Annotated in this window: 20 protein-coding genes; 8 read left to right on the top strand and 12 right to left on the bottom strand. The window is 70.7% G+C overall.

Annotation, left to right across the window (positions count from 1 at the left end; genetic code table 11):
• Positions 1 to 38 precede the first annotated feature (38 nt).
• The gene (locus tag ACIBVL_RS14870; RefSeq protein ID WP_399097506.1) at positions 39 to 1,124 is read left to right on the top strand and encodes an endo-1,4-beta-xylanase; all 1,086 of its coding nucleotides are present in this window, start codon (positions 39 to 41) and stop codon (positions 1,122 to 1,124) included.
• Positions 1,125 to 1,230: 106 nt separating this feature from the next.
• Entirely contained in the window at positions 1,231 to 1,767 is a 537-nt protein-coding gene (locus tag ACIBVL_RS14865; RefSeq protein ID WP_399097504.1) for a hypothetical protein, read from the top strand.
• Between the two features lie 331 nt (positions 1,768 to 2,098).
• On the opposite strand, the gene ACIBVL_RS14860 is transcribed toward ACIBVL_RS14865, so the two are convergent.
• Positions 2,099 to 2,458: a VOC family protein gene (locus tag ACIBVL_RS14860; RefSeq protein WP_399097917.1), complete on the bottom strand. Its 360-nt coding sequence runs from the start codon at positions 2,456 to 2,458 to the stop codon at positions 2,099 to 2,101.
• Between the two features lie 73 nt (positions 2,459 to 2,531).
• Between ACIBVL_RS14860 and ACIBVL_RS14855 the strand changes: the two genes are divergently transcribed.
• On the top strand, positions 2,532 to 3,917 hold the full coding sequence (locus ACIBVL_RS14855; RefSeq protein ID WP_399097502.1) for a hypothetical protein: 1,386 nt from the start codon (positions 2,532 to 2,534) through the stop codon (positions 3,915 to 3,917).
• Between the two features lie 42 nt (positions 3,918 to 3,959).
• On the opposite strand, the gene ACIBVL_RS14850 is transcribed toward ACIBVL_RS14855, so the two are convergent.
• From ACIBVL_RS14850 to ACIBVL_RS14840, 3 genes are all read right to left on the bottom strand, one after another.
• Complete coding sequence (locus tag ACIBVL_RS14850) at positions 3,960 to 4,457, bottom strand: signal peptidase I (RefSeq protein WP_399097500.1); 498 nt, start codon at positions 4,455 to 4,457, stop codon at positions 3,960 to 3,962.
• Positions 4,458 to 4,550: 93 nt separating this feature from the next.
• A complete protein-coding gene (locus ACIBVL_RS14845) occupies positions 4,551 to 5,123 on the bottom strand; it encodes a hypothetical protein (RefSeq protein ID WP_399097498.1) in 573 nt (190 codons plus the stop codon).
• Positions 5,124 to 5,257: 134 nt separating this feature from the next.
• A complete protein-coding gene (locus ACIBVL_RS14840) occupies positions 5,258 to 6,409 on the bottom strand; it encodes an RCC1 domain-containing protein (protein ID WP_399097496.1) in 1,152 nt (383 codons plus the stop codon).
• A 278-nt stretch (positions 6,410 to 6,687) separates the two neighbouring features.
• Here ACIBVL_RS14840 and ACIBVL_RS14835 point away from each other — a divergent pair, with 278 nt between their 5' ends.
• Positions 6,688 to 7,053: a hypothetical protein gene (locus ACIBVL_RS14835; protein WP_399097494.1), complete on the top strand. Its 366-nt coding sequence runs from the start codon at positions 6,688 to 6,690 to the stop codon at positions 7,051 to 7,053.
• Positions 7,054 to 7,177: 124 nt separating this feature from the next.
• Here the strand turns inward: ACIBVL_RS14835 and ACIBVL_RS14830 are convergent, their stop codons facing one another.
• Together ACIBVL_RS14830 and ACIBVL_RS14825 are read right to left on the bottom strand one after the other, a co-directional pair.
• Positions 7,178 to 8,872, bottom strand: a complete 1,695-nt coding sequence (locus tag ACIBVL_RS14830) for a DUF2264 domain-containing protein (protein WP_399097492.1) — start codon at positions 8,870 to 8,872, stop codon at positions 7,178 to 7,180.
• 77 nt (positions 8,873 to 8,949) lie between these two features.
• Positions 8,950 to 9,999, bottom strand: a complete 1,050-nt coding sequence (locus ACIBVL_RS14825) for a rhamnogalacturonan acetylesterase (RefSeq protein WP_399097490.1) — start codon at positions 9,997 to 9,999, stop codon at positions 8,950 to 8,952.
• Between the two features lie 191 nt (positions 10,000 to 10,190).
• Between ACIBVL_RS14825 and ACIBVL_RS14820 the strand changes: the two genes are divergently transcribed.
• A complete protein-coding gene (locus ACIBVL_RS14820) occupies positions 10,191 to 11,870 on the top strand; it encodes a rhamnogalacturonan lyase B N-terminal domain-containing protein (RefSeq protein WP_399097488.1) in 1,680 nt (559 codons plus the stop codon).
• Positions 11,871 to 11,877: 7 nt separating this feature from the next.
• Here ACIBVL_RS14820 and ACIBVL_RS14815 read toward each other — a convergent pair whose 3' ends face one another.
• Entirely contained in the window at positions 11,878 to 13,290 is a 1,413-nt protein-coding gene (locus ACIBVL_RS14815; RefSeq protein WP_399097486.1) for an RICIN domain-containing protein, read from the bottom strand.
• Positions 13,291 to 13,303: 13 nt separating this feature from the next.
• Entirely contained in the window at positions 13,304 to 13,843 is a 540-nt protein-coding gene (locus tag ACIBVL_RS14810; RefSeq protein ID WP_399097484.1) for a family 43 glycosylhydrolase, read from the bottom strand.
• 234 nt (positions 13,844 to 14,077) lie between these two features.
• Here ACIBVL_RS14810 and ACIBVL_RS14805 point away from each other — a divergent pair, with 234 nt between their 5' ends.
• The 3 genes from ACIBVL_RS14805 (at position 14,078) to ACIBVL_RS14795 (ending at position 18,450) form a co-directional block, all read left to right on the top strand.
• On the top strand, positions 14,078 to 16,219 hold the full coding sequence (locus tag ACIBVL_RS14805) for an autotransporter (protein WP_399097482.1): 2,142 nt from the start codon (positions 14,078 to 14,080) through the stop codon (positions 16,217 to 16,219).
• Positions 16,220 to 16,355: 136 nt separating this feature from the next.
• Positions 16,356 to 17,294, top strand: coding sequence for a homocysteine S-methyltransferase (mmuM, locus tag ACIBVL_RS14800; RefSeq protein ID WP_399097480.1), 939 nt, complete (start codon positions 16,356 to 16,358; stop codon positions 17,292 to 17,294).
• Between the two features lie 82 nt (positions 17,295 to 17,376).
• Positions 17,377 to 18,450: a LacI family DNA-binding transcriptional regulator gene (locus ACIBVL_RS14795; protein ID WP_399097478.1), complete on the top strand. Its 1,074-nt coding sequence runs from the start codon at positions 17,377 to 17,379 to the stop codon at positions 18,448 to 18,450.
• Between the two features lie 95 nt (positions 18,451 to 18,545).
• Here ACIBVL_RS14795 and ACIBVL_RS14790 read toward each other — a convergent pair whose 3' ends face one another.
• The 4 genes from ACIBVL_RS14790 to ACIBVL_RS14775 all read right to left on the bottom strand — a co-directional run bounded on the left by ACIBVL_RS14790 (position 18,546) and on the right by ACIBVL_RS14775 (position 26,267).
• Entirely contained in the window at positions 18,546 to 20,222 is a 1,677-nt protein-coding gene (locus ACIBVL_RS14790; protein WP_399097476.1) for a carboxylesterase/lipase family protein, read from the bottom strand.
• 90 nt (positions 20,223 to 20,312) lie between these two features.
• Positions 20,313 to 21,596, bottom strand: coding sequence for an alginate lyase family protein (locus ACIBVL_RS14785; protein WP_399097474.1), 1,284 nt, complete (start codon positions 21,594 to 21,596; stop codon positions 20,313 to 20,315).
• Between the two features lie 25 nt (positions 21,597 to 21,621).
• Positions 21,622 to 24,747 (bottom strand): alginate lyase family protein, encoded by a 3,126-nt coding sequence (locus ACIBVL_RS14780; protein WP_399097472.1) that lies wholly within the window; start codon positions 24,745 to 24,747, stop codon positions 21,622 to 21,624.
• Positions 24,744 to 26,267: a glycosyl hydrolase family 28 protein gene (locus ACIBVL_RS14775; RefSeq protein ID WP_399097470.1), complete on the bottom strand. Its 1,524-nt coding sequence runs from the start codon at positions 26,265 to 26,267 to the stop codon at positions 24,744 to 24,746. The genes ACIBVL_RS14780 and ACIBVL_RS14775 overlap by 4 nt, the downstream gene beginning before the upstream one ends.
• Positions 26,268 to 26,677: the final 410 nt, after the last annotated feature.

Here is a 26,677-nt window from a genome sequence, read left to right as displayed (position 1 = left end):
AGCACCCGCATCCCCACTCCCCCACCCGAGGAGCAGCCGTGCCCCCCACACCGATAACCCACCACCGTCGGCGCCGCGTTCTGCGACCCGTCCCGCTCGCCGTCGTGGGCGCGCTGGTCGCCGCGGCCGCCGTCGCGCTGCCGCGTCTCACGCCCGAGGCCTCGGCCGCCACCACCTTGCGCGGATACGCGGACGGACGCGGCGTGAAGATCGGCGCGGCGGTCGGTGACACCCCGCTGACCTCCGACTCGTCGTACACCACCGTGCTGGACCGGGAGTTCAACTCGGTGACGGCGGAGAACGCGATGAAGTGGGACGCCGTCGAGCCGAGCCGGGGCAGCTTCAACTGGGCGGCCGCCGACCGGCTGGTGGCCCATGCCGCCGCCCACAACCAGGGCGTACGGGGCCACACCCTCGTCTGGTACGCCCAGTTGCCGTCCTGGCTGAAGAACGGCGGCTTCTCCGCGAGCGAGCTGAACACCGTCCTCAAGAGCCACATCGACACCGAGGTCGGCCGCTACAAGGGCAAGGTGTACGCCTGGGACGTGGTCAACGAGGCGTTCAACGAGGACGGTTCGATGCGTAGCTCGCTGTGGCAGGACAAGCTCGGCACCGGTTACATCGCCGACGCGCTGAAGTGGGCGCACGCCGCCGACCCCAACGCCAAGCTGTACATCAACGACTACAACATCGAGGCGGACAACGCCAAGAGCGACGCCCTGTACGCGCTGGCGAAGCAACTCCTCGCCCAGGGCGTGCCGTTGCACGGCATCGGCTTCCAGTCGCACTTCGAGGTGGGCAAGCTGCCGACGTCGATGAAGGCGAACCTGCAGCGGTTCTCCGACCTCGGCCTCGAGGTGTCGGTCACCGAGCTCGACATCCGCGTCCCACTCCCCGCCTCCTCCGCCGAACTCGCCCAGCAGTCCGCCGACTACAAGACGGCGAGCGAGAACTGCCTGGGAGTGCCGCGCTGCGCCGGGGTCACCCTGTGGGGCGTCACCGACAAGTACTCGTGGGTGCCGGGCACGTTCAGCGGGTACGGGGCGGCACTGCCGTACGACGAGGGCTACGCGGCGAAGCCGGCGTACACCGGCCTGTCGAACGGGCTCAATCCGAACGCGTGACCGCCACCGGTCCAGCCGGGGCATGTCGTCCCGGCCGACGCTCACGGCAGTCGGCGCGCGGTGAACCGGTGTGCGAGCGCGGCGCGCACGGTCCACGATGATCCGTATGTACGCCCCCTTCGACGCGCCCCGCCCCCGTGAGGTCCGGCCCGGCGAGTACCCGGTGTGGGACGAGGCGCTGGCCCTCGTCAACCGCGATCTGACCGCCCAGCTCCCGGGCCGAGGGCCGTTGCGGCTGATGGCGCTGCCGCCGTGGCCCGAAGAGCTGGAGGAGCTGTCCGACGGCGAGCAGGCGTCGGAGCACGTGTACGTCACCATGCCCGACGGCCGCTGGCACGGCGACGACCTGGGCCGGGAGCCGGACGGCACCACTTCCGGCGTGCTCACCGCCGTCGCGGAGGCGGCCCAGGACACGGTGCTGGAGTGCCTGTGGCAGGTGTGGCCGGTCTGCGACGAGCACCGGCTCGGGATGCACGCGGCCGTGGCGGAGGGCCGGCCGGTGTGGTGGTGCGCGGGCGGCCGCGGGCCGGGGGATCCGGAGCACGTCGGGGCGGTCGTCGGTGAGCTGCGGACGCCGTACCGCCCGCGCGGGGTGCGCCGCAAGGAGCGCGGACGGAACAGACGCGGTGACCGTCAGGGATGAACCGACACCCGCCGCGGCACCCACCCGCCGCGGGGCGCGGCCGAGCCGCTGCGCCCGGGGGACGACACCGCGCGCCTCCTTTCGTCCGGTGAACGACCTCCGACGCTGACGCACCACCACCCCTGCGCCGCCGGCCAGAACGCCGCCAACGGCCGCGCCGACGGGCCCGACGTGGACCGCGGCGAGTGCGTCGACGCCGTGTCGAGGGCATGGGAAGCGCTCGACCCCGACGACCACCCGTTCACCGGGCCGTCGCGCAGCAGACGCGCGCCCACGACGCCCCGGAGGCCCGGGCGCGCGCCGGCGACCGCACCCGGGGGCCGCCCGCCGCTCAGCCGGAGGCCGAGGCCTCCCGCTCGGCCGCAGTGCGCTCCACGCGGAACTCGTTGCCCTCCGGGTCCGCGAGGACGACCCACCCGGCGCCGTCGGGACTGCGCCGGTCGGCGACGAGCGCGGCGCCGACGGCGAGCAGGCGTTCGACCTCCTCGTCGCGGGTGCGGTTCTGCGGCTGGAGATCGAAATGGATGCGGTTCTTGACGGTCTTCCCCTCCGGGACGGTGACGAAGAGCAGGCCGGCGCCCTCGACCAGCGCCTCCTCGTCGCCGGGCTTGACGTCCTCGTGGACGGGCAGGGCGAGGACCTCGGACCAGAAGCCGGCGAGGGCGTAGGCGTCGGAGGAGTCGATGGTCAGGCGCCGACGCGGCCCGCCCCGGAAATCCCTTCCGCCCCGGCAACCTTCTCCCGCCCGGCGGCGACCACGGGCCATGAGATCTGCACGACGCACGACGCGCCACCGCCGTATCCGCGCCGCCCGCAAGCCCGCGATCGGGGCCCTCGCGGCAGCGGGAGTGCTCGCCGGCGCGTGGTACGCCACCGCCGGGGCGGCGACCGTCGCCCCGAACCTCGCCCCCACCAGCACCGCCGTGACCCTCACGGCCAAGTTCCCGTACCTTTCGGCCGGTTACAACAACACGCGCGAGTGGACGCGGACGGCGACCGCGGTGGCCCCGAACGGCACGCTGCGCGTGGCCTGGCCGGCCGCCGACGGCGTCCACGTCACCCCGCTCACCGCCGCCGGGAAACGCTCGGGCGCGGACACGGTCGTCAAGGGCGCCAAGGAGGTCGGCGGCCTCATCGCGCACGACGACGGCTTCGCGCTGCTCACCCGCGTCTCCGACACCAACAAGTGGAAGGAGACGGCGGCCGCGATCGTCCGCTTCACCAAGGGAAGGCAGACCTTCCGCACGAAGCTCACCGGTACCGCCTCCCACGACACCGCCCCGCTGCTCGACGGCCAGCTCACCTGGAACGGCACCAAGTACGGCGCGTACTTCGTCGTGCACGGCGCGGGCGGCTTCGCCGACGGGCACTACGGCGACAAGCTCACGTACCTCAGCGCCAAGGGAGCCAAGCTGAGCGGCGGTTGGAGCTGGGGGTGCAGCCACAACGAGGGCATCGCCCTGCACGCCGAGACCTCCGGCGCCTTCACCTCACTCTGCTTCGACGACTGGCGCTCGGGGCTCTTCGTCACCACGGGGATCGGCGCCCCGGACACCGCTCCCGTCGTGCAGCGCGAGCAGTGCTGGGCCGGCTACTGCGGCGGCACCTTCCCCGGCCGTACGGGCGACCTCGTGAAGTCCTCCACCGGCCGTTACGCGACCGCCTTCGCCTCGCGCGGGGCCGCCTCCGCCAAGAAGAACCCGGACGACTCCAGCGGCCGCGGCTGGACGGTGAAACCGAAGACCGGCACCCACCAGGTCGCCGTCGCCTTCATGAAGAACCGCAACTCCGGCCCCGGCAAGGCGCTCCACCTCACCGCCGCCGCCGGTACGGAGAACGTCAACGTCCACCTCGCCCCGTACGGCAAGGACCGGCTCCTGCTGTCCTGGGAGTCCCTGAAGAACGCCAAGTGCGCCGACGGCACCTGCACCGGCACCTTCACCGGCACCCATCTGCGTCTCATCGACTGGACGGGTAAGTTCCAGAGTGCGGACAAGGTGGTGAGCACCCGCATCACCGGCGATATCGCGGTCCTCAAGGACGGCTCCCTGACCTGGGCGTACGCCCCCGTGACCCCGACGTACGCAAAGGCCCTCACCGGGGCCTCGCCGACCACCACGACCCTGAGGATCGCCCGCCTCAAGCCCTGACAGCCTGTTGGCCTACTCCCGGGCAGCCCGTCCGCCCGCAGGTCATGGGTCGGCCGCCGCGGCGGCCTCCGTCCCGTCCTGTGCAGGCAGGGGCATGGCCGCCAGACGCACGGTGACGCCGGTCACGACGGCCAGGGCGATGAGCCTGCCGATTTCGCCCTGCCTCCAGCTGGAGACGACCAGGCCGAGGGAGGGGATGCGCAGACGTCCCAGACCGAGGACGGAGGAGGGTGGCACCGGGGTGGAGTCGACCCGGCCGTTGTGGTCGCCGGCGGTGATCACGTCGCCGTTGCGCAGGACTTTGGCCACACGGTGGATGAGCAGCCGGGGCGGTCGTGCGGGATCGGTGGCGACGACGACCTGACCGCCCTGGGGTCTGCGGCCGTGCAGCGGCTGATAGAGCACGACGTCTCCCGGCAGCAGCTTGGGACGCATGGAATTGCCCAGTACGACGGTGGCCTCCCACCCGAGCACCAGGGGAGGAGCGTGGGCCCACAGGAGCAGGCCGAGCACGATGGTGAGTCCGACGCGTGCCGCCATCACCGTGAGGAGCCTGGGCCAGAAACGGGTTCTGCTGCCGGCTCGGAAGAGCGATGGCGGGCGTCGCGTGGGCGAAGTGAGGGAGTGGGTCATCTAGGCGGACTGGGCTTCCCACGTGAAGTTCACATTGGGTGTGGTGCCGCCCTGGCTGGTGTCGGGAGCGGTCGCGCTGAAGGTCCAGGTGATGCGGAAGGTCTTGGTCTCCGGCGGGTTGCCGGTGAGCGTCCAGGGACCGATGCCGTTGGCGTAGTTGGTGCGGGTGGTGGTGAGGTTCTCCAGCGTGCCGGTGTAGTCGGTGGCTCCGGCGGGCGTGAAGCCGGTGCAGCTGGAGAACGAGCCGCCGGTGCCGTCCTCGACGGTGATGTTGAGGTAGGGGCTGATGTCGTTGGCCGGCGGGTTCGCCGTGGAGGTGTACATCTTGATCGCGGTGGCGATGCTGGCGGTCGAGGTGATGGCGATGCACCGGGACCCGCTGTCGCCGGGTGCCAGGTTGGTGAGCTGGAACATGGGTGCGCCGCCGCTGTCGTTGGTCAGATTGACCGATCCGGCGGTCCATTTGTTCCCGGAGTTCGTCGTCGCTCCGGAGAAAGCGGCATAGGAGGCGTGCCAGACCAGTATGCCGCTGAGGGCCAGTCCCACCGGTACGGGTACGACGTACGCCAGCATCCTGAGCCGGGACCCCTTCACACTTTCACGTCGCCTTTTTCTCATGCTTCGAGGAATAGCCTGAATCATGTGATTGTAGGCGCGACTGTTCGAGTGGTCCCGGCGCGAACCTCTCTCACTCCGGCGGAAATTGTTTACTTCACGGAGAAAGTGCTGTACGCGTCCGGACCGGTCTTGAGGACGCGGCTGACCGATCCGGAGATCTGGGTGGGTGTGGTGCGGGTGGTCGTGTCTCCCGTGGCCAGCTGACCGTAGGTGTTGTTCCCCCAGCACCACTGGGTGTTGTCGCCGCGTACGGCGCAGGTGTGGGCCCGGCCGGCCGTGATGGTCGCCCACGTCACGGCGGTACCGACCTGGACCGGGGCGAGACGGTCCGTGGCGTCCCCGAGGCCGAGCTGGGAACTCGCGTTGCGTCCCCAGCACCACAACGTGCCGTTGAGCTGCGTCGCGCAGGTGTGGATCCTTCCGGCCGAGACCGCGGACCAGCCGTTGGCCGTGCCGACCTGCACCGGGCCCGTCCGGTAGGTGGTGTCCCCCAGGCCGAGCTGACCGTAGGTGTTGTCCCCCCAGCACCACAGGGTGTGATTGGTGCGCAAGGCGCAGGTGTGGGTGTAGCCGGTGGCCACGGCCGTCCAACCACTGCCGACCTGCACCGGACCGGTCCGGGTGGCCAGGTCGCCCAGCCCGAGTTGGCCGGAGGAGTTGCGCCCCCAGCACCAGAGGGAGTGGTTGTTGCGCAGGGAGCAGGTGTGTTCGAACCCAGCCGCCACGGCGATCCAGGCTGTCGCGGTTCCGACCTGCACCGGACCGTTCCGGTTGGTCATGTCTCCCAGCCCCAGCTGACCGGCGTTGTTCCGGCCCCAGCAGTACAGCGCCCGGGTGGTCTGGGTGGCGCACGTGTGGGTCTCCCCGGCGCTCATCTCGGCCCAGCCCGTGCCGGCGACCTGGGTGAGGACAAGCCGTTCGGTGGTGTCGCCCAGGCCGAGCTGGCCGTAGGTGTTGGCGCCCGTGCACCACATCAGGCTCGTCTGGCGCGCACAGGTGTGGGTCGGCCCCACCGTCACACGCTGCCAGGATCCGCCCGTGTTCACCGGGGTCGGGCTGCTGCGGTCCTGTTTGTCGCCGAGGCCGAGCAGCCCGCTCGCGTTGGAACCCCAGCCGTACAGCGTACCGATGGCGAAAGCGTCCGTCGCGGCCCACGATCCGGTGGCCGAGGTCGTCGCGGAGAACTTCGCCGAGGCGACGGGGAGGGCGAAGAGAGCCGTGAGGATCGCCCAGGCCGCCACGGCGAGCGCGGCACGCCGATGACGAACTTTCCCCCGGTCTTGACGATTGTGTGATTTCCGCCGGGCTTTGGTGGGCGATTCAAGACGGCGCGGCAAGCACGACGGACATCTCACATGCGTACCATCGGCGCATTCTGCCGCCACTTGAGTCCGCCCGCTCTCGGTCACTCCATTCAGGCTCCCGCCATTCGAGTGAACTCACCAGCGGAATCTTCCGGTGGAAGACCGGCGCATCGACTCTGAGGACACGTCACTCACTCCACTCCAAAGGAGTAGTCATGCATCTTCCCTCTGCCGTGCGCCGCCCCATCGGTTCACCCGCTCGCCTCGCCATGGCCACCATCGGTGCCGGCGTCCTGGCCGTCGCCCTCACGGTCTCCCCCGCCTCCGCCCAGTCCGGCGCCTTCATCTGGTACGACAGCAACGGCGACACCCAGGCCATGATCGACCCGATCGGTGTGTGCCTGGAACTCGTCCCGGCCGCCGACCCGGCCTACCCCGTCGACAACGCCACCGACGCCCGCATCCAGGTGTTCGCCGACTCCTGTGAGGACGATCCGCTCGCCGACCTCAACCCCGGCGACCGCGAGATGCTCAGCCCCGCCACCGCCGCGTACCACATCAAGGTCTGGCCCACGGACTGACGGACTTCTCGGTCCGGGTCCGGCGCCGGGTGGGACGGCGGTCGGACCGGTGTCGGAACGACGGCCCACGGCAGCGCGTGTGCCACGCACGGTCCTGGGCACCACTGACGACGTTCTGGGACCCCTACGCCGACCTGACCCGTACGGCATCCCCGGAGACGCTCACCACGACCTCCGGCCCCCCGCTCCAGCGGACACGGATGCCGTCCGGGTTCTCCACCCGCACGGACACCGTCTCCTCCAGGGGGAGGGGTTCCGGCTCCGCGGTGAGCCGGGCGAGCGCGACGAAGAGGGCGCCGCTCTCCCCCGTAGTGCCCGCGAGGGAGTCGCCGGAGCCCTCCAGGCCCAGGGCGGGGACGAGCTCCGCCCGTACCCCGTCCCCGGCCGCCCACCCCGTGACCCGCACCGGGGTCCCCGGCGCGGCCCCCGTCACCAGATGGACCCGCACCTCCGTCGCCCCGTGCGCCAGCACGACACTGGTGACCCGTACGTCACCCACGTCGTGCCGCGACGCCGCCCAGCCGTCCCCCGTACCCAGCGGCTCGATGCCCGTACGACTCGGGTCGTCCCCGACGATCACACTGTTGTCGTACGACGGCGAGGGCGCCGTCGCCGTCGAGTACGCCAGCCGGGTGTAGTACGGGTCGTAGCGGACGTCCTCGCTGCCGTGGTTGTGCAGCCGGACCAGGCCGTCCGAACGCGTCGACTGCAGCAGCCAGTTGGGCGCGGCCACCGGTGTCACCGCGTCCTCCCGCTCCGCCGGGCCCGGCTCCTCCGCCGCCGTCCACACCTCGTGGTCCGGGGACAGCAGCAGGCCGAGGAAGCCCTTGCTGGCCCAGTAGGGGGAGGCGGGGCCCGAGTAGCCCTGGAGGACGGAGGCGTCGGGGCCGTGCCAGCCGAGGGTGAGCAGGCCGCGCTCGTCCACGGCGCCCCGTTCCAGGAAGTACTTCAGGGCACCCGATGCCAGCCGGCGGGTCTCGCCGGGCGCCAGGGGGGTGCGGCCGGTCAGGGCGCCCAGCCAGAGCGGGGCGGTGGTCGCGAAGCGGTAGGTGAGGGAGCGGCCCTGGCGCAGGGGTGCGCCGTCCCCGCCGAACAGGCGGGCGTAGTCGGCGAGATGGGCCTCCAGGCGGTCGCCGTATACAGTCAGCAGTCGACTGTCGTCCGCGAGCCATGCGTGCAGCACCGGATACAGGTGCATCGCCCAGCCGTTGTAGTAGTCGTACTTGCGGCCGTCGCCGTCCGTGTACCAGCCGCCGCCGACGTACCACTCCTCGATCCGCTCCAGACCGCGGTCCACCGCCTTGCGGGACGCTTCGGCCTCGTGCCCGATCTCCTGGAGGAAGCCGCCGACCGTGACGGGGAACAGTTCCCAGTTGCAGGGCCAGGCCTCGGCGGTCAGGGCGTCGCCCAGCCAGGCCGCCGCGCGTTGCCGTACGGCGTCGTCCAGGCGGTCCCACAGGAGGGGGCGCGTCAGCCGCAGCGCGAGGGCGACGGACGCGGCCTCGACGAGCGGCTGGCCGCGGTCCTCGATGCGGGGCCAGACACCCGAGACCCCGGCCGCCAGGCCGTCCGCGTACCGCTGGAGTGCCGTCTCGTCGCGACGGAAGGCGGCGAGGAGCAAGGTGCGGGCGTAGCCCTCCAGCCCGTCGGAGAGACGGCCCGACCAGCTCTCCCGGTCGCCGGGAAGGTGGTAGAGAGCTTTGTCTTCCGTGGCGTACGGCTCCACCGCGGCCAGCAGGGCGTCGGCGGCCGCCTCCCAGTGCTCGCGGGTGTAGCCGGTGCGGGGACTGAGGGCGAGGTCGGGCGGGGGCAGGCGCATCAGGGCTTCTTTCCTCGACGGCGACGGGGGCAGGACCTGAGGGCGTCCCGGTTCCGGTCGGGGCGCCCCCAGGCGTCTCATCCCACCCGCACGGTGCCCTTCGGCACCAGGTGCCGGGCGACGAGTGCGTCGCGGACCAGGCCCGCGTAGACCGTGGCACCGTGCACGGAGGTGTGGGTGTTGTCGCGCTTCTCGTTGTAGAGGTACAGCGCCTTGGAGCCCTCCACGCCCAGGGACTCCACCAGCGCCTTGGTTTCGGCGGTCAGGTCGATCAGCGGTACGTCCTGCGCGGCGGCGACCGAGCGGATCACCGCCGGGTGGTCGACGCCGAGGCCGTTGACCAGCAGGGCCGTTCCGTTGTTCAGCGTGCCGTCGGAGTTGAACCAGCGGCGCACGACGGGGGTGACGAGAACCGGCCTGCCACCCTTTTCACGGACGCCTGCCACCAGTGTCTCGAGGTTCGTCCGGTACGTCACCTCGTCGGTCGTCTTGTCGTTGTGCGCGAGCTGGACCAGAACGAGGTCGCCGGGGCGGATCAGCGGCCGCACGGTGGCCCAGAGCTGCGGGTTCTGCAGATAGGTGACCGTACTTTCCCCGGAATCCGCGTAGTTGGCGACCGAGACACCCTTGCGCAGATACTGCGGCAGCTCCTGGCCCCAGCCGGTGTAGGGGTCGCCGGGCTGGTCGCAGACGGTGGAGTCACCGATGAGGAAGATCTGGCGGGCGTGCCGGGCGGGGGTGACCCTGATGTCGGCGAGGGCCGGTGCCGCTCCGCCAAGTGCCAGATCCAGGCCTGGAGTTCCCTCGGCCGCCGTCGGTTCTCCCTCGGGGGTACGGACGTCGACGGTGAAGCTTCGGGTGACGCGTTCGCCGGCCGGTACGGCGGTCTCGGGGAGCAGCGCACGGCGGGTCTCGCCGCTGACACTCGTGCTGGAGTCCGCGTCACCGCCGAGGAGGACCTGGACGTCGTAGGTGCCGGGCGGGACGTCGAAGTGGCAGGCGGTGGCGGTGCAGTGGTCGATGCCGAGCGGCGCGGGGCGCTCGTGCGCCTGAGCGGTGGCGGGCAGGCCCGCGAGGACGGCGGTCAGGGTCAGCGCCGCCGGAACGGCGATGGTGAAACGTCTCACTTGCGGCTCCTCCGTCACGACGGCAGTTCTGGCGGCTGGACCGTACCGCCTCCGGCAAGCGCTTTCTAGACCTTGGATCGATTTCACAAGATTGCCAACCTCCAGCGAGTGAAAGCCCTTTCGCGAAATCGATTCAACTGTCACTCTCTCCCACACCCGCACACCCCACACCTCCCGAAGGAGGCACCCCCATGTCCGGATCCGACAGCCACTCGGTCCGACGCCGCACCTTCGTCCTCGGCACCGCGGCCGCAGCAGGCACGGCCGCCCTCGCCGGCCCCCTCGCCGCCCCCGCGGCCGCCGCGGGCTTCGGCTGGAGCGACGACGGCTCCCACTACGTCGTCGACACCGGCGCCGGCCTCGTCTTCAAGGTCAGCAAGACCAACGGCGATCTGACCTCGCTGGCCTACAAGGGCACCGAGTACCAGGGCTACGACGGCAAGAACTCGCACATCGAATCCGGGCTGGGCACCTCGACGGTGACGATCGGCCAGTCCGGTTCGACGATCCTGATCTCGGTCGCCTACGGCACACTCAAGCACTACTACGCCGCCCGCAGCGGCGAGAACAACGTCTACCTGTGGACCAACAAGGCGGACACGTCGGTCTCGGCGACCCGGTACATCGTGCGCGTGAAGAAGGGCCTGTTCCTCAACGACGAGCCCGACTCCTACACCTACACGTCCTCCACCATCGAGGCCTCGGACGTGTTCGCGAAGTCCGACGGCCAGACCCGCTCCAAGCACTACGCGAAGCTGCGGGTGATGGACTACGACTACATCGGCTGGTCGACGGGATCCGTCGGACTGTGGATCGTACGCAGCAACCACGAGAAGGCCTCCGGCGGCCCCTTCTACCGCTCCCTCCTGCGCCACCAGAGCGCCGACGGCGGCGGCCTGTACGAGATCCTGTACTACGGCGAGAACCAGACCGAGGCCCAGCGCTTCGGCCTCCAGGGCCCCTACGTCATCGCCTTCACGGACGGCGGCGCACCCTCCTCGTCGCTCTTTCCCGGCACCCTGACCACGTCCTGGGCGGACTCCCTGGGCATCTCCGGGTACGTCGCGGCGAGCGGCCGGGGCCGGGTCGCGGGCGTCGGTATCAGCGGGCGGAACACGGCGTACGCGTACACGGTCGGGCTGGCCAACTCGGCCGCCCAGTACTGGGGGTCGGCACGGGCCTCGGACGGTTACTTCTCCATCGGCGGGGCACTGCCGGGGACGTACACGCTGACGGTCTACAAAGGCGAGTTGGCTGTATACAGTACGCAGGTGACCGTATCCGCCGGCGGGACGACCACCCTGAACACCATCGCCATCCCGTCCTCCAACGACCCGAGCAACGCGAGCGCCATCTGGCGGATCGGCGACTGGAACGGGACGCCCGGCGGTTTCAAGAACGCCGACCTGATGACGTACGCGCACCCCTCCGACGTCCGGGCCGCCGCCTGGACCGGGAACGTGGTCATCGGCAGCGGCAGCGAGACGTCCGCCTTCCCCTGCTACCTCTGGAAGGACGTCAACAGCGGCATCATCGTCTACTTCAAGCTCACCGCCGCCCAGGCCGCCGCCGCGCACACCCTGCGCATCGGCGTCACGACGGCCTACGCCAACGGCCGCCCCCAGATCGCCGTCAACGACACCTGGACGTCGGCCGTCCCCTCCCCGCCCGCGCAGCCGAGCACCCGTTCGCTGACCGTCGGCTCGTACCGGGGCAACAACTACACGTTCGCCTACAGCGTGCCGGCGTCCGCCTGGCTGACGGACACCAGCGCCTACAACCAGCTGAAGATCTACGTGGCGAGCGGCTCGGGGACGACGTCCTTCCTCAGCGCGGGCACGTCGATCGACGCGATCGACCTGCTCGCCTGACGTCACCTCAGGTTCCGCGTGTCCACTGCTGGTTCGTGCCGCCGTTGCACGTGTACGTGATGATCGCGGCCGAGTTGGCGGTGGACGCGCCGCTCACGTCCAGGCACTTGCCGCTCGCCCGGGAGACGACGTTCACGTAGCTGCCACTCGTGGTGAGGGACCACTGCTGGCTGGTGGCCGAGGAGACGCAGTTCTCCTGGGTGACGGTGCTCGCGTTCTCCTGCGCGCACAGCGAGCTGTTGCGGACCACCAGCTGGTAGTAACCGCTTCCCATCGACTTGAACCAGTACTTCTGGTTGTTGCCGCCGTTGCACGTGTACTGCTTGATCTGGGCGCCCTGCCACAGCGACTGGCTGGTCACGTCGGCGCACTTGGAGGAGTGCCGGGCGACGAGCGTGTTGTACGTGGCGCTGGTCCCGGTCACCGTCCCCGCGGCCGTGTCGACGGTGACCTCCGGGGACCAGGACATGGACAGGGAGGTCGAGGACGGGAAGGTCAGCGGCAGCCACACATAGCGGGAGTCGTTGACGGTGCCGCCGAAGGAGTTGCCCCAGCGGTCGCCCATGTAGAGGTACGAGGTGCCCGAGGTGCCCTGGACGGGGAGGACGTACGCGGTCTGCGAGCCGTACGCGGTGGAGTCGCCGACGTTCGTCATCGACGACCAGGGGCCGGAGAGGCTGGTGGCGGTGGCGTACTGCTGCTGGTTGGGGCTCCAGCCGGTGGCGCCCGAGGTCAGCATGAAGTAGACGCCGTTGCGCTTGAAGAGGGCCGGCGCCTCGCGGTGGCCGCCCGCCCAGGGGTTGGCGACGAGGCTGTCGATGGCCGTGTAGTCGGCGGTCAGCCGGTAGATGTGCAGGTCGTAGTTCTCGTTGGCGGCCGAGACCATGTAAGCGGTTCCGTCGGTGTCGACGAACGTGGTGATGTCGCGGGACATGTACTGGCCGAGGGGGCGGAAGCTGCCCCGGTAGGTGTAGCTGCCGTCGACGGTGTCGGAGACGGCGACGGCCGCACGGGCCTCGCTGTAGTCGGTGCCGTTCTCCTTGTGCATCCACATCACGAACTTGCCGGTGGAGGCGTTGTAGACGACCTTCGGCCGCTCGATGTAGGCGGTGCCGAGCTCGGAGGCGCTGGACTGGGTCAGGACGTGGTTGCGGAACTCCCAGTTCTTCAGGTCGGTGGAACGGTAGGCGTCCACGTACCGGAAGGTGTTGTCCGCGTTGCGGTCCTCACCGAACCAGTAGTAGTAGCTGCCGACCTTGATGACACCGCCGCCGTGCGCGTGCACGACGTTGCCGGAGGTGTCGGTGAACTGGACGCCGTTGGGCACGGTCTGGGCCGCGGCCTGGGCGGGCCAGGCGGCGGTGAGGGCGCCGAGCAGCGCCAGACAGAGGGCGAGCAGGGTGGCGTGGACGCGTCTCATCACGCACTCTCCTTCACGGTGTCGGCGACGGGGCGCCGAAGTCGGGGGTGCCGTCCGGCCGCCGGCCGAAGGGCTGGATCCGGGTGTGGGGGTTGGGGTCGTTCAGCGGATCGCCGTCGATCTGCCGGTAGGAGCGGGCGTGGTGGAGCAGCACGTCGGTCTCGCCGTCCTCGGCGACGGTGAACGCGTTGTGGCCGGGGCCGTACACGCCGGCGGAGTCACTGCTCCTGAACACCGGGACCGGGGACTCGGACCAGGCGGCCGGGTCCACGAGGCCGTCGGCGGCGACGGCGGCAGCGACGGCGAAGTAGGCGTACCGGGCGCCGTCGACGTGGTGGAGTTCTGGGGCCCGGACGTGCGCACCCATGTCCCCGGTGGCGTGGGCCCGCCGGATGAGGGACTTGTCGGCGGTGGCGAGACCGGCGGGGGTGCGGGAGCGGCGCGGGGCGATGCGGTCGTACTCCGGGTGGGTCGCAGTGAAGTAGTGGATGCCGTCGGTGTGCCGGTGGATGTGAGGGCCGGCGCGGTGCGGGAGGAGCGGGTCGGGGTGCACGCGGGTGCCTCTCGCGAGAGGGGCGTTCGTAACTGCGAACGACATGTGGAATGACGAACGCCGAAAAGGTAAGGGCGTGTTACGAGCAGGTCAACGGGTCGGACGGGATGAGATAGAAAGCCTTTTCCGGAGGATTACGTCGGGGCCCGGAGGTTTCCGGCGCGACGGGCTCTTCCCCGGGAAGACGTCGGCGATTTTCTGTTATCGGTCGTGGCCCCGGACCGTCTCCGACCCGTGCGCAGCCCTTTCCCCATCTCAGCAGCGGCCGCCGGAGCCCTCACGGCCGTCGCCGCCCTCCTGGCCACCGCTCCCCCGGCAGCGGCCGCCGGCGCCCGGGACGTCACGGCCGACGTGCTCGCCGACCGGGACATCACCCTCACCGGCGACACAGTGATCACCGTGCCCTCCGGCACGACGACGTACGACGGCGTCCTGCGCGGCGAGGGAACGCTCACCGTGCGCGGCGGCGGGACGCTGGTCCTCACCAAGGACAGCGACTTCACCCTGCCGAAGGCCAGGCAGCGGCAGGTCGTGCGCACCCAGGGCGGCAACCACCCGTACACGACGGTCACCCACCCCGACCCGCCCGCGATCACCGTCGAACGCGGGGCGACCCTGCAGTACGGCACGGGCGGCGGCGCCGGTCTCATCGGCCACTTCCCGTACGACACCCCCGGCTACCAGCTCAACCAGCTCAACGTCCGCGTCGACGGCACCCTCCGCCTCTCGCTGACCCGCACCTTCAACATCGGCACGATCAGCGGCTCCGGCCTGGTCACGCAGCCCCGCAACATGTGGGGCACCCTCGATCTCGCGGGCACGCACCCCTTCTCCGGGGTCATCGACAACGGCACCGGTATGGCCGTCGGCCGCCCCGAGTACCCCGTGTCACTGCCTAACGCCCGCGCCATCCTCAACCAGGGCTCCTGGATCATCGACACCCCGCTCCACCAGACGATCACCCTGCACCAGGACTTCTACCAGCGGGAGTACGGCAGCGACGTCAACGTCCACAGCCGGCCCGGCAGCAAGGTCGTGCTCACGGGTCAGTACAGCTACAGCGACAAGGGCGGGGACACCCATCCGTCGTTGAGCGCCCCCGGCCTCAACTGGCGCCCGATCGCACACCAGTTGAACAAGCGCGGTACCAACATCGAGGGCGCGGACGTGCAGTGGGGCGACGGCACCACGCACCGGATCTTCATGCCGGGAACGAAGGACACCGTCTACATCAACCTGCACGAGCGGAGCGGACGGCGGTCCCTGCTGACGTTCGACTACAACGGGCCGGTGACGCTCGGCGCGCCGATCGGCGGCGGCACTTACCACGACACACTCGCCGCACCCGGCGCCGGCGACGTCGTCATCGCCGGCACCAGGGGGAACGACGTCACCTTCGCGGCCGCCCAGTACTACGACGGCTCCACGACCGTGCGGAAGGGCGCGGTGCTGCGGCTGGGATCCGGTGCGGCGGGCGGCGACGGCTCGCTGCTCACCGGTACGGCCCGGCGGCGGATCGTGAACGACGGAACGCTCGTCGTGCGCAACACCAGGACACCGGTGTCCCTTTCGCTGATCGGCGGAGGCGGCTCCCTCGTCCAGTCCGGGGCCGCCACGACGACCCTCACCGGGTCGGCGGTGACGTACACCGGCACGACGACGGTCCGGAAGGGAACCCTCGCGCTGCGCGCCGGGGCGACGCTGTCCAACAGCCGCGCGGTGCGGCTCACCTCGGCCGGCGCACGGCTGGACACGGGCGGCTCGGCGCTGCGGATCACCAGCGCGCTCAGCGGCAAGGGCACGGTGAAGGGGTCGGTGACCAACGAGGGGGTGGTCACCGGCGGGGTGACGGTGAGCGGTGACTACGCGCAACGCGACCAGGGCCAACTCGTCCTGGGGGCTGCGCCGTTGAAGGTGGCCGGCACGGTGCGGCTGGCCGGCGGGCTCGACCTGTCGGCGGCGGGAGCGGGAGCGGGGAACACCGCGCGGGCGAAGGCTGAGGGGAACAAGGGCGAGAAGAAGATCACCGTCCTCGACCACACCGGGCAGGGCTCGGTCTCCGGCACCTTCGACGGACTGCGGGAAGGGGCCGAGGTGAAGCTCGCCGACACGGTGTACCGGATCAGTTACCGGGGCGGCGACGGCAACGACGTCGTACTCACGGCCGAGACCGCGAGTACCTCGCCCTCCTCCCGGCCGTCGGCCTCCACCGGGGCGGTGACGGCACGGACACGCAGTGCGAACACCGGCATGAGCAGCGGGATGGGCTGGTGGCCGTACGTGCTCGCCGCCGGGCTGCTCGCGGGGCTCGGCATGCCGATGACCTTGCGCCGCCGGGCCAGAGCCCGGCGCGGGGGCGGACGGCACGCGGCGTAGGGGCGGGCGGCCGGGGCCGAGGCCGGACGGCCGGCGGCGCCCGGGGCGGGCGGTGGCTCGTCTTACGTGATGGACGTGCTGTTCACCCAGTGGACGGATGCCGTCGTCCGCCGCCCCCTTCGGCTAGCGTCGCGACATGAGCAGCGAGACCCCTCCTTCGTACGGCGAACCGCTCGCCGGAGCCCTTTCCGCGGGAACCGTCGTCCTCGACGGCGGCATGTCCAACCAGTTGGAGTCGGCCGGCCACGACCTGAGCGACGAGCTGTGGTCGGCGCGGCTGCTCGCCGAGCGGCCCGAGGCGATCACCGAGGCGCACCTCGCCTACTTCGAGGCGGGCGCGAACGTGGCGATCACCTCCAGCTACCAGGCGACGTTCGAGGGCTTCGCCAAGCGCGGGATCGCCCACGAGGAGGCCGTCCGGCTGCTGGCGCTGAGCGTGGAACTGGCCCGAGACGCGGCCCGGCAGGCCCGGGGCAAGGGGATCACGCACCCGCTGTGGGTGGCCGCGTCGGTGGGGCCGTACGGGGCGATGCTCGCGGACGGTTCCGAGTACCGCGGCCGCTACGGGCTGAGCGTGGCGGAGCTCGAGCGTTTCCACCGGCCCCGTCTGGAGGTGCTGGCCGCCGCCGCGCCCGACGTACTGGCACTGGAAACGGTTCCGGACGCCGAGGAGGCCGAGGCTCTGCTGCGGGCGGTTCGCGGGCTCGGGGTGCCGGCCTGGCTTTCGTATACGGTCGACGGTCGACAGACGCGGGCCGGCCAGCCGTTGGAGGAGGCGTTCGCCCTCGCCGCCGACGTCGACGAGGTGATCGCCGTCGGCGTGAACTGCTGCGCCCCCGAGGACGTCGACGCGGCCGTGGCGACGGCGGCACGGGTGACGGGCAAGCCGGTCGTCGTCTACCCCAACAGCGGAGAGGCCTGGGACGCCGAGGCCCGGGCGTGGCGCGGCCGCTCCAGCTTCACCTCCGAACAGGTCCGGGGATGGCGGGACTCGGGCGCCCGGCTGATCGGCGGCTGCTGCCGGGTGGGTCCGGAAGCGGTGGCGTCGATCGCGCGGGCACTGGGAGCGGCATAGCTCTCCGCCCAGGGGTTCGTCACTGCTAGCCTCCGCTCATGGAAACCGGTTGCTGCCGGTGTTTCCGAGGGGAGGGGTCGGGATGACGAGAAAGAGCGCGGAAGCCGCGCGCAGCACGATCCGGGACGTGGCGGCCCGTGCGGGGGTGTCCGCGTCGACCGTGTCACGGGTGCTCGGCGGGGAGTATCCGGTCAGCGCCGCCACGCGTACCCGGGTACTGCGGGCCGTGAGCGAGCTGGACTACGTCGCCGACGCCCGCGCCAAGGCAGTCGCGGGGGCCGGGACGCCCACCCTGGCGTTCGTGCTGGAGGACATCACGGGACCGTCCTTCGCGCACATGGCGCACGGCGTCGAACGCGAGGCGCACCGGCTCGGCCACCTGTGCCTGGTGTGCAGCACGGAGGGCGACGTACGGCACGAGCTGGACTTCGTCGAGACGATGCGGGCCCAGCGGGCCACCGCCGTGATCCTGGTCGGCGGCGGGGCCGACACCCCGGAGTACCGCGAGCGCACCCGCCGTATCGCCGACTCGCTGGCGTCGGCGGGATCCCGGCTGGTGCTGTGCGGACGCCCACCGCTGGGGCCCGGCGCACCGGTGACGGTCGTCGAGTACGACAACGAGGGCGGCGCCTTCGCCCTGGTCGCGCACGTCCTCGCCCAGGGCCACCAACGGGTGCTGTTCCTCGGCGGCAAACCGGACCACACCACGGCGCTGGGCCGCGCGAACGGCTACACCCAGGCCCACCGGGCGCGGGGCATCACGGTCGACCCGGCACTGGTGCTGCACGGCGACTTCACCCGTGACAGCGGATACCGCCTGCTGCGCCAGGCGCTGGACCGGGGGCTGGACTTCACCGCGGTCGTCGCCGCCACGGACATGGTCGCGGCGGGTGCCCTGACCGCGCTGCACGAGGCCGGCCTGGACGTCCCGGGCGACGTGTCGCTGGCCGGATACGACGACATCCCCTTCGCCCGCGACCTGCATCCCGCCCTCACCACCGTCCACGTCCCCTACGAGGAACTGGGCCGCCTCGCCGTGCGCACGGTGCTGAACCGCGCCCCGGACGCACCCGGCGAGCACCTCCTGCTGGGGACGCACGTGGTGGTCCGGGACTCGGTGGCGGGGGTGGGCAGAGGGTCGTCGGCGGTGCGGTGAAACGGCGGTGGGAGGCAGGAGGGGTGCGGCTCATGGCGGTGGGGGCAGGGTGTGGCCCGGCCAGTGAGTGCGGGGCGGGGTGGGTGCGGAGCGGTTCATTGCCGCCGCACTCCCCCGGGCCGGCGCAGTCGGCGCACGGCTGACCTCAGCTCCCTACTGCGGATGATCCGGTCGCCGGCGAGGGGCCCGGGAGGCTCGGCGGGGATCTCGTGCTGGTCCGTGGGGGCGGCGGTCGCCCAGAGGGCGAGCTCTCGGTCGCGGGGCCCATAGGCGGTATACGGTCCGCCGTCGCCTGCATACGGTCCACTGTCGCTCGCATATCGCACACCCTCGCTCGCGTCCGCTCCGAAGACCCGTACGGGATGCCGGGCGTCCCAGGGCTCCCACCCCGGGTCGCCGGTGGCCGCGAACCGCACCCATGCCGCGTGCATCGCGTCGGCCAGTTCCTGCGGGGCGCCCTCCCCGGCGAGTTTCGCGGAGTCGGGCGTGTGACCGGTGTCGAAGACGAAGCCGAGTTCGAGGGCGTGACAGGCGCCGAGGTCGGGGCGGCGTGAGGGCCAGGCGAACTCGTACATGTACGACGTTCCCCGGCGGGCGTCGGCCAGGCGGTGCAGGGGGCGGCGCAGCAGGTGGTCGGTGACCATCTGGCCGACGATCTCGGCGGTGCCGGCCTCGGGGTGCAGGGCACGGTAGCCGCGCGGTACCTCGTGGCCGCAGTGACAGCGGGCCATGGCGCCGGCCAGGGCGACGGCGCCGAGCCGGTCGACGCGTTCCAGCAGGCCGCCCGGGACGAGCCAGAGCCGGTACTCGTCGCGGGTCCAGCCGAGGAGAAGGTCGGTTCGGGTGGCCGCCTCGCCGTCGACGAGGGAGGCGAGCGGGTCGCGCGGGACGAGGTCGCCGTCGACGACGAGACCGAAGGCGGGCCCGCCGAGCACGGGGCTGCTGAGTCTGCCGACCTCGGCCTGGGTGCGCAGCAGCAGGTCCCGGTCGACGGCGGCGAAGGCCTCGGCGGTGGCCGGGATCTTCAACCGGGTGGCCATACGGCGCACCATGCGGCGTACCTTGTCCCGTTCGAAGGCTTCCGGCGCCCCGCTCTGCAGGACGGCCCGCCGGAACAGGCCCTGGGCCTGCGGGGCGGCGATGAGCGCGCCGATGCTGATGGCGCCGGCGGACTGCCCGGCCAGGGTGACCCTGTCGGGGTCGCCGCCGAAGGCCCTGATGGACCGGTGGACCCACTCCAGCGCGGCGAGCTGGTCACGCAGGCCGGGGTTGGCGGGGGCATCGGGGAACAGGCCGTAGCCCTCCACCCCGAGCCGGTAGTTGATCGAGACGAAGACGATTCCGTCGCGGGCGAAGTGCCGTCCGTCGTACACCGGCACGGCCGAGGATCCCCTGGTCAGCGCGCCGCCGTGCAGCCACACGAGGACGGGGAGCCGGGTGCCGGGGCCGGGCGCGGGCGTCCAGACGTTGAGATTGAGACAGTCGTCGCCGGGCACGACCGGGTCGGACAGGTACTGTGCGAACGCGTCGGAGTACGGCGGTTTCGGCGCCGTCGGCCCGAAGTCGACCGCGTCACGTTCTCCGTCCCAGGGTTCCGGCGGGGCGGGTGGCCTGAACCTTCGGGGACCGAAGGGGGGTGCCGCGTAGGGGATGCCCCGGAAGACCGCGATGCCCTGCTCGTACCGTCCGCGTACGGCCCCGTAAGGGGTTCCGACGACCGGGTCTGGGCACGCCCGGTCCTCTGCCTCGGGGTTCGTCTGGTCCGCTGTCATGCTCACCAGCCCTTCGCCGCACTCGTGCACCGGTAACACCAGAGCATCACACCGGTGCGTGGTATTCCGGTGCACGAGCCTTCAGCAGGGCTATTTGGCGTACATGAGGGTGCCGAAACCGAGCTGGTCGAAGCCGCCGCTGGTGGACCCGTAGTCCCCGCCGCCGCCCTCGGGGGCGACGGACTGGCACATCTGGGAGATGTACTTGTCGTCCAGGTACAGGCGCCGGTTGTAGTGGTAGTGGAGCATCGCCCAGACGGGACGGACCTGGCCGCGGGAGGAGGCGGAGATCGCCGTCTGCGACTGCTGTGCGCAGTTCTGTCCACTGCCCCAGGTGTAGGTCGTGAAGGGTACGTCGCTGCCGAGGTTGTACTTGGCGACGTACTGGGCGGCCTTCATGAAGCGGCGGCCGTCGTAGGAGTACAGGTCGTCGCCCTGGTTCCAGGCCATCTCGCAGATCGCGCCCATCTGGCCCATGCCCATGACGGTGTGCCCCTGGTCGCGGCCGGACTCCTGCCACTGGCCGAGGTCGTAGCCGTCGTCGTCGGTGTACAGGTACGGCACGGCGTGCGCGATGGAGCCGTTGCCCGCGCCGGACGTGAAGTAGGTGACGGCCTGGTCGTACTTGGCGCCGTCCTCGTTGAGGATGCCGATGGCCAGGATGGACGCCAGGTTGCACAGGTCCCAGTTTGCCCAGTAGTTGGTGACGCAGGCGTCGTTGTGGTTGGCCAGGAAGCTGTTGTTGAGCGGGTAGAAGACGCTCGCCATCATGTGCTGGAAGGCGGCGAGGTCGAAGTCGCCGTAGTCCCGCATGAGTTCGGCGGCGTTGGCGAACTGCCAGCCGTAGATTCCGGCGGCGAGGAACCGGTCGGCGTTGCCCGTGACGGAAGTCAGGGTGTCGGCCCAGGCGTTGAGGATGTTCGCGGCGCACCGGGCGTTGGCCTCGGTGCCGCCGACGCGCCAGCGCAGGGCGTTCTGGTAGGCGGCGGCGATGTCGTTGTAGAGGAGGCTGTAGTTCTCGCCGGTGCCGCCGCGGATGATCGTGGCCGTCGCGCGGGGCGTCCAGGTGGACTGTGCGTGGGAGTTGGCGGTCAGTTCGTTCCAGCCGGACAGCCAGGGGTCGTCACCCGCGGCGACCCTGACCTTGGCCCGGTTGATGTCACCCAGGTTGTGCAGCATGCCGGGATGGGTCCAGGTCGCCGGGGCCGCGTCCGATGAGGGTCTCCCCGCTCCAGCGTGGCCGAGAGTGGGGGAGACGGCGGCGGACGCGGCGCCCAGAGTGACGGCGGCGGTGAGGCCGCCGGCAGTCCTCAGCAGACCGCGGCGGCTCATTGTGGTGTGCCGGCGGTGCCCGTGGGGGGATGTGCGGCTCATTGTGTGCGTCCAATCCATGGGGGGATCAGGTTGTGGTGACGCTCACCTCGTCGAACTCGGAGGTGCACAGGGCCTGTTGGTTGCGTGAGCAGACCACCAGACCCACGTGGTAGGGGGCGTCACCGAACAGCGGGACCGAACCCTCGGCGAGGGGGGTCCAGGTGGCGCCGTCGTCGGCGGAGAGGGCCGCGGCGAAAGCGGTCCCGGTGCGCTTCAGCCGCAGCAGCAGGGGGAGCTGGACCGCCTTCGTCCCGGTGAAGGCGGAGGCGCCGGCCACCGTGGGCCGCAGCATCAGCTGCGCGGTGGTCCCGCCCGTGACGATCACTCCGGCCGCCTGGTCGAACGGCGACAGGGACTTCGCCATCAGCAGGCCGACCCGGTCGGCGGTGGCACCGGTACGGGAGACCAGACGGGCGGTGATCTCACAGTCTCCGGTGACGGATCGTCTGACGAAGTGGCCCGTCATTCCCTGGGAGTTGACGTTGAGGTCGCTCCCGGCCCCCTGCACCGAGAAGGTCCCGTCCGACCAGACGGCGTCACCGGGGGTGAGGACGGCGACGACGCCGAGTGTGCCGTACGCGCTCCGGTCGAGGACCACGTCGCCGAGGTCGCCGTGGGTCCACGGGTCGGGCAGGGGTGTGCTCCTGGCGGCCGTCGGCGCGGTGGGGGCGGTGACGGCCGGCATCACAGCGTGCGCGGAGGCGGAACGGGGGCCGGTTCCGGCGCAGTTGGTCTTCGCCACGACGTAGTGGTACGTCGTCCCGGACGTACCGCCGGCGTCCGCGTACCGGATGCGGGTGCCGAAGCCGACCGGGCCGACGTCGGTGGCGAGGGTCCGGTGGCCGCCGTGGGCGCGGGTGGACCTCAGGACGGTGTAGCGGGCCGAGAGATCCGGGTCGGTCCAGGTCAGCTCGATACCGTCGGCGCCGGCGGTGGCACGAAGGTCGGTGGCTGCGCGGGCGGGGGGCGGCACACGCCAGACGTCGCCGTCGGCGGAGTCGACGCTGACGTTGTCGAAGGCGCCGGTGCCGGTCTCCGCGTAGTCCTCGTCGACGCCGAGGCAGGAGGTGAGGGCAAGACCGGCGTATACGGTATGCGGCATGTCGTCGACGTCGGTCGTACCGACGACCGTCCACTGCATACCGTCGGCAGAGATCGAGCCGGTGCAGCGCCGCCCCTCCCGCGTCACCCGCACCCAGTACGGCGCCCGCAGCCGGTAGCCGTCCCCCGCCCCCTCGACGTACGGCGCCTCGAGAGGCGTCGCCGACTCGGGCAGCGCGCCCAGGTTCGAGATCGGGAAGGACGCGCTGGTGGTGAGCGCCTGCTGTTGACTGGGCGGCACGGGCGTGCTGCCGGTCGCGGACACGGCCGCCCCGGTCCGCGGGCGTACGGTCCACACGCCGCTCCAGGTGTGCAGCGGCAGCCCCTGGATCAGCATCGAGGCATGGGCGGCGTCCGGGGCGAGGGAGGCGCGCACGGTGACGCCGATCTTGGCGTACTGCGAGCTGAGCGGCCACACGATCCGGGCGGTGACCGTGCCGTCGCCACGCAGCGGCAGGTGGGCGAGGCGGTAGGCGTCGTCGGTGCCGGACGCCTCCAGCACGAACCGCTCCCCGTCGAAGACGGCCGCGCCCGGGATCCTCACATCGCCGACGTCGCGGGTCGACCACGGGGCGGGGAGGCCGCAGGTGGCGGAGACGAGGGCCGAACAGCCGCTCGTACCCGTCGAGTTGGTCGCGGTGACGGTGTAGTAGTAGGTGCCTCCCGCGCGTACCCCCCGGTCGACGCAGGTCGGCTCGTCGATGTCGAAGGCGATCGTCTCGTACGGGCCCTCGGGGGTGTCGGCCCGCTGGACGGCGTAACCGGTGGCCCAGGCCGAGGGGAGCCAGGAGACGGTGACGGCCCGGCCTGCCCCCACGGCGGTGACGCCGGCCGGCGGTGCGGGTGTGCCGGTTTCGGGGGCCGTGGCGCCGGCGTAGGCGAAGGTGCCCCAGCTGGGCAGGTCGTCGTTGCTGCCCTCGACGACGCGGGTGCCGCCGGGGCCGCGGAAGACGGCGGCCCCGGTGGCGGGGGCGTCGAGGCCGCGGACGCCGGCGTAATGGGCGTAGTACATCTCGTAGATCGGGGGCAGGGTGCCGCGACCGGTCGCCGAAACCGCTTTCTTGATGTACTTGCCGGTGCGGTCGAGGTCGGGGGTGAAGGGGACGTCGCCGCCGAGGTTGTAGCGGGCGGCGTACTCGGCGTTGGCCAGGATGCGGTTGTCGTCGTACGCCCACAGGTCGACGCCCTGGTTCCAGGCGACCTGTGCGGCGTCGCCCAGCAGGCCGACGGCCAGTTGTTCGTGGCCCTGGTCACGGCCGGACTCCTGGCCCTGGCCGTCGGCGGTGACGATGCGGTGGGCGACACTGCCGTTTCCGGCGCCGGCCGCGGCGAAGCGCAGGGCGTCCTCGAAGAGGGTGCGTTCCTCGCAGAACACGCCTATGGCGAGGATGGACTGGATGGCCGTCAGGTCCCAGTTGCCGTTGGCGTAGAGCATGTAGCCGGAGACGGCGGGATACCAGACGTCGAGGAAGGACCGCTCGCAGCGAGCGATGTCGGCGTCGGTCCAGCCGTCGTAGCCGGTGTGGCGCAGCAGTTCGGCCGCGTTGGCGAACTTGAAGGCCTGCAGGCCGGCGCCGAGCGGGCCGTCGGCGCCGGTGATGATCGTCAGGGAGGACGACCAGGCGTTGAGGATGTCGCGGGCCTTGTCGGCGTGGGCACGGTCGCCGGTGACGGCCCAGATGAGGGCGTTCTGGTAAGCCGCGGCGGAGTCGGCGACGGCCTGGTTCTGGAAGTTGGTGGGGCCTCGGCCCCAGGAGGTGATCTGGCCCGTGTTCTGAATGGTGTATGCGGTCTGCGATCGACTGTGTGCGGTCAGCGCCAGAAAGCCGTCGTAGACGGGCGACTGCCGACCGTCGACCGCCGTCTTCATCCGGGCGAGGTCGGCCGCGCTGTGCAGCAGTCCGGGGTGGGAGAACGTGAACGCGGGCCCGGTGTCGCCCGTCCCCTCCGCCGCCCCCCGGGCCGCGGGCACGAATAGGGTGTTCGTGCCCGCGGCGAGCAGCAGCGCCGTGGAGGACTTCAGGAGGCCGCGGCGGCTGATCGGGCTCACTGTGCGGTCGCCTCCGCCTCGGCCGTGGTGACGAACTTCAGGTTGATCACGTGCTCGTTGTAGAACCACTGGATGGCGTCGGTGGTGTAGTACCAGCTCGGCTTCTTCATCGAGTCGGCGATGACCTGCCCGTTGATCACCAGGTTCTCGAAGGTGACGTTCTTGATGGCGTGGTCGGCGTCGTAGCCGAGGAAGAGCGACGGGTTGGCATGCGTGCCCGTGTAGGTGAGGTTCTTGACGTAGACGTCCTCGATGCCGCGGCCGACGGAGGTGTTGTACTTCGGGTTGAACATCACCTTCATGTAGATGACCTGGCCCCAGCGGAAGTCCTCGATTCGTACGTCCTCGATGCGGACGTTCTTGATCAGGTTGGAGTCGCCGGGGTTGAGGGCGATGCAGCCCTGGTAGTTCATCTGGGGTTCGCGGTGGTCGAGGACGTCGATGTTCTTGATGAGCAGGTTCTCGATCACCTCGGGGGCGTCGGTGTTGCCGTGCGTGCCGACGTTGACCGGGTGGGCGACGTCGGCCCACAGGGTGCAGTTCTGGATGGTGATGTCGCGGGTGTCGCCGTAGTAGTCCCAGCGGTGGGCGTAGATGGCGAAGCAGTCGTCGGAGTTGCGCATGAAACAGCCGTCGAACACGATCCCCGTGGAGGAGAAGACGTCGAAACCGTCTCCGTTGCCCTTCGAGCTGAACGAACGTGCCTTCTTGACGTGGACGTTCTCGCTCTCGCCGAACGTGCCCGCGTAGCCGTTCGGGTTCATGATGATGACGTCCTCGACCCGGATGTTCCTGCTGCCCTCGCAGAGGATCCCGCCCGGGCCGGCGTAGAGCATGCCGTGGCCGGTGAGAGCGGCCTTCTCCACATCCTTGAAGAAGACCTGCGCCCGGAGCACCGCGCCACCGGCCAGGTACACGGTCTTGCCGCTCGGGACAGTGAGGACGTTGCCGGTGACGGTGTGGACTCCGGGCCCGAAGTAGATGACGTCCGGGTCGTCTGCGGCGGGCGGGTCGGGGTCGATGCGGTTGGTGATGACGTGCAGGCAGTCGAAGATCTCGTCGTTGATCTGGACGACGAGGTCCCTGGGTTCGTCGAGCGTGAAACGGAGGGTGTCGCCGAGGAGTTCGGGTGTGATGCCGAGCGCGTCCGGCCGCACTCTGGCCTTGGTAGTGCCGCCCTTGAGGTACGTGACCTCCAGTTCGACGCAGCCGCGGAAGTCGAAGTACACCATCGAGGTGTCGTAGACCTTGCCGGAGCCGGTGGTGGCGTTGATCTCCTCCAGCTGGGGCCGGTAGATGTCGAGGGTCTGCCACTCGCCGTCGGGAGCGGTACGGACACGGACCTTGAAGCTGGTGTTGGTCGGCAGCGTGGCCGGGCGGGGGTAGGTGTCCAGCTTGGGGGCGGAGTCGTCGTCGTCCGCGTGCGCCGCCGTGGCCGTCAGGCCGCCGGCCAGTCCGGCGGCGATCACCGTGGCACCGGCGGCCTGGAGGGCGGAACGGCGGGACAGGGGCGTGTTCATGCGTGGCTCCTTGCGGCAGGGCGGGGCAGGACTGCTTACGGTCGGCGGAAAACGGTCATTCGGATCCGGCACGGGCAGCTCGCTCCCGTGCGGGCGGTCTACTTCGGGCCAGACGTCGACGTCCCGGCGACGAAGCCGCGCCGGTGGTCCTCGCGGGTCAGCCTGATCAGTTCCGGGGAGTGTCGTCGGGCTCGACCGTCGACGCGAGGGCGGTGGGAGCACCGACGTCGGAGCGCATGAGGTCCTCGCCTTCTTGATCAAGCCGAGCCGGCCTGGGCACCATCTGTCGGAGTCATTCGTAGCAACCGGTTGCCATGACCAGATGGGGCAGAGCTTCTTCCGCTCGGAGGGACGCGTCAAGGGCCCTCGCAGACTTTCGAAAACTCTGTGCAAGGGTCGACAGGGACGAC

The organism is Streptomyces sp. NPDC049687 (assembly GCF_044465285.1).
Taxonomy (GTDB): domain Bacteria; phylum Actinomycetota; class Actinomycetes; order Streptomycetales; family Streptomycetaceae; genus Streptomyces.
Note: the sequence above shows the minus strand (reverse complement) of the source record. Positions and strands in the feature narration are given on the sequence as shown.

What these genes read in the sequence shown, in the direction of transcription:
- ACIBVL_RS14865 (WP_399097504.1), top strand. Translation starts at nt 1,231, where the DNA reads ATGTACGCCCCCTTCGACGCGCCCCGCCCCCGTGAGGTCCGGCCCGGC.
- ACIBVL_RS14855 (WP_399097502.1), top strand. Translation starts at nt 2,532, where the DNA reads ATGAGATCTGCACGACGCACGACGCGCCACCGCCGTATCCGCGCCGCC.
- ACIBVL_RS14850 (WP_399097500.1), bottom strand. Translation starts at nt 4,457, where the DNA reads ATGGCGGCACGCGTCGGACTCACCATCGTGCTCGGCCTGCTCCTGTGG.
- ACIBVL_RS14845 (WP_399097498.1), bottom strand. Translation starts at nt 5,123, where the DNA reads ATGCTGGCGTACGTCGTACCCGTACCGGTGGGACTGGCCCTCAGCGGC.
- ACIBVL_RS14835 (WP_399097494.1), top strand. Translation starts at nt 6,688, where the DNA reads ATGCATCTTCCCTCTGCCGTGCGCCGCCCCATCGGTTCACCCGCTCGC.
- ACIBVL_RS14830 (WP_399097492.1), bottom strand. Translation starts at nt 8,872, where the DNA reads ATGCGCCTGCCCCCGCCCGACCTCGCCCTCAGTCCCCGCACCGGCTAC.
- ACIBVL_RS14820 (WP_399097488.1), top strand. Translation starts at nt 10,191, where the DNA reads ATGTCCGGATCCGACAGCCACTCGGTCCGACGCCGCACCTTCGTCCTC.
- ACIBVL_RS14815 (WP_399097486.1), bottom strand. Translation starts at nt 13,290, where the DNA reads ATGAGACGCGTCCACGCCACCCTGCTCGCCCTCTGTCTGGCGCTGCTC.
- mmuM (WP_399097480.1), top strand. Translation starts at nt 16,356, where the DNA reads ATGAGCAGCGAGACCCCTCCTTCGTACGGCGAACCGCTCGCCGGAGCC.
- ACIBVL_RS14795 (WP_399097478.1), top strand. Translation starts at nt 17,377, where the DNA reads ATGACGAGAAAGAGCGCGGAAGCCGCGCGCAGCACGATCCGGGACGTG.
- ACIBVL_RS14790 (WP_399097476.1), bottom strand. Translation starts at nt 20,222, where the DNA reads ATGACAGCGGACCAGACGAACCCCGAGGCAGAGGACCGGGCGTGCCCA.
- ACIBVL_RS14785 (WP_399097474.1), bottom strand. Translation starts at nt 21,596, where the DNA reads ATGAGCCGCACATCCCCCCACGGGCACCGCCGGCACACCACAATGAGC.
- ACIBVL_RS14775 (WP_399097470.1), bottom strand. Translation starts at nt 26,267, where the DNA reads ATGAACACGCCCCTGTCCCGCCGTTCCGCCCTCCAGGCCGCCGGTGCC.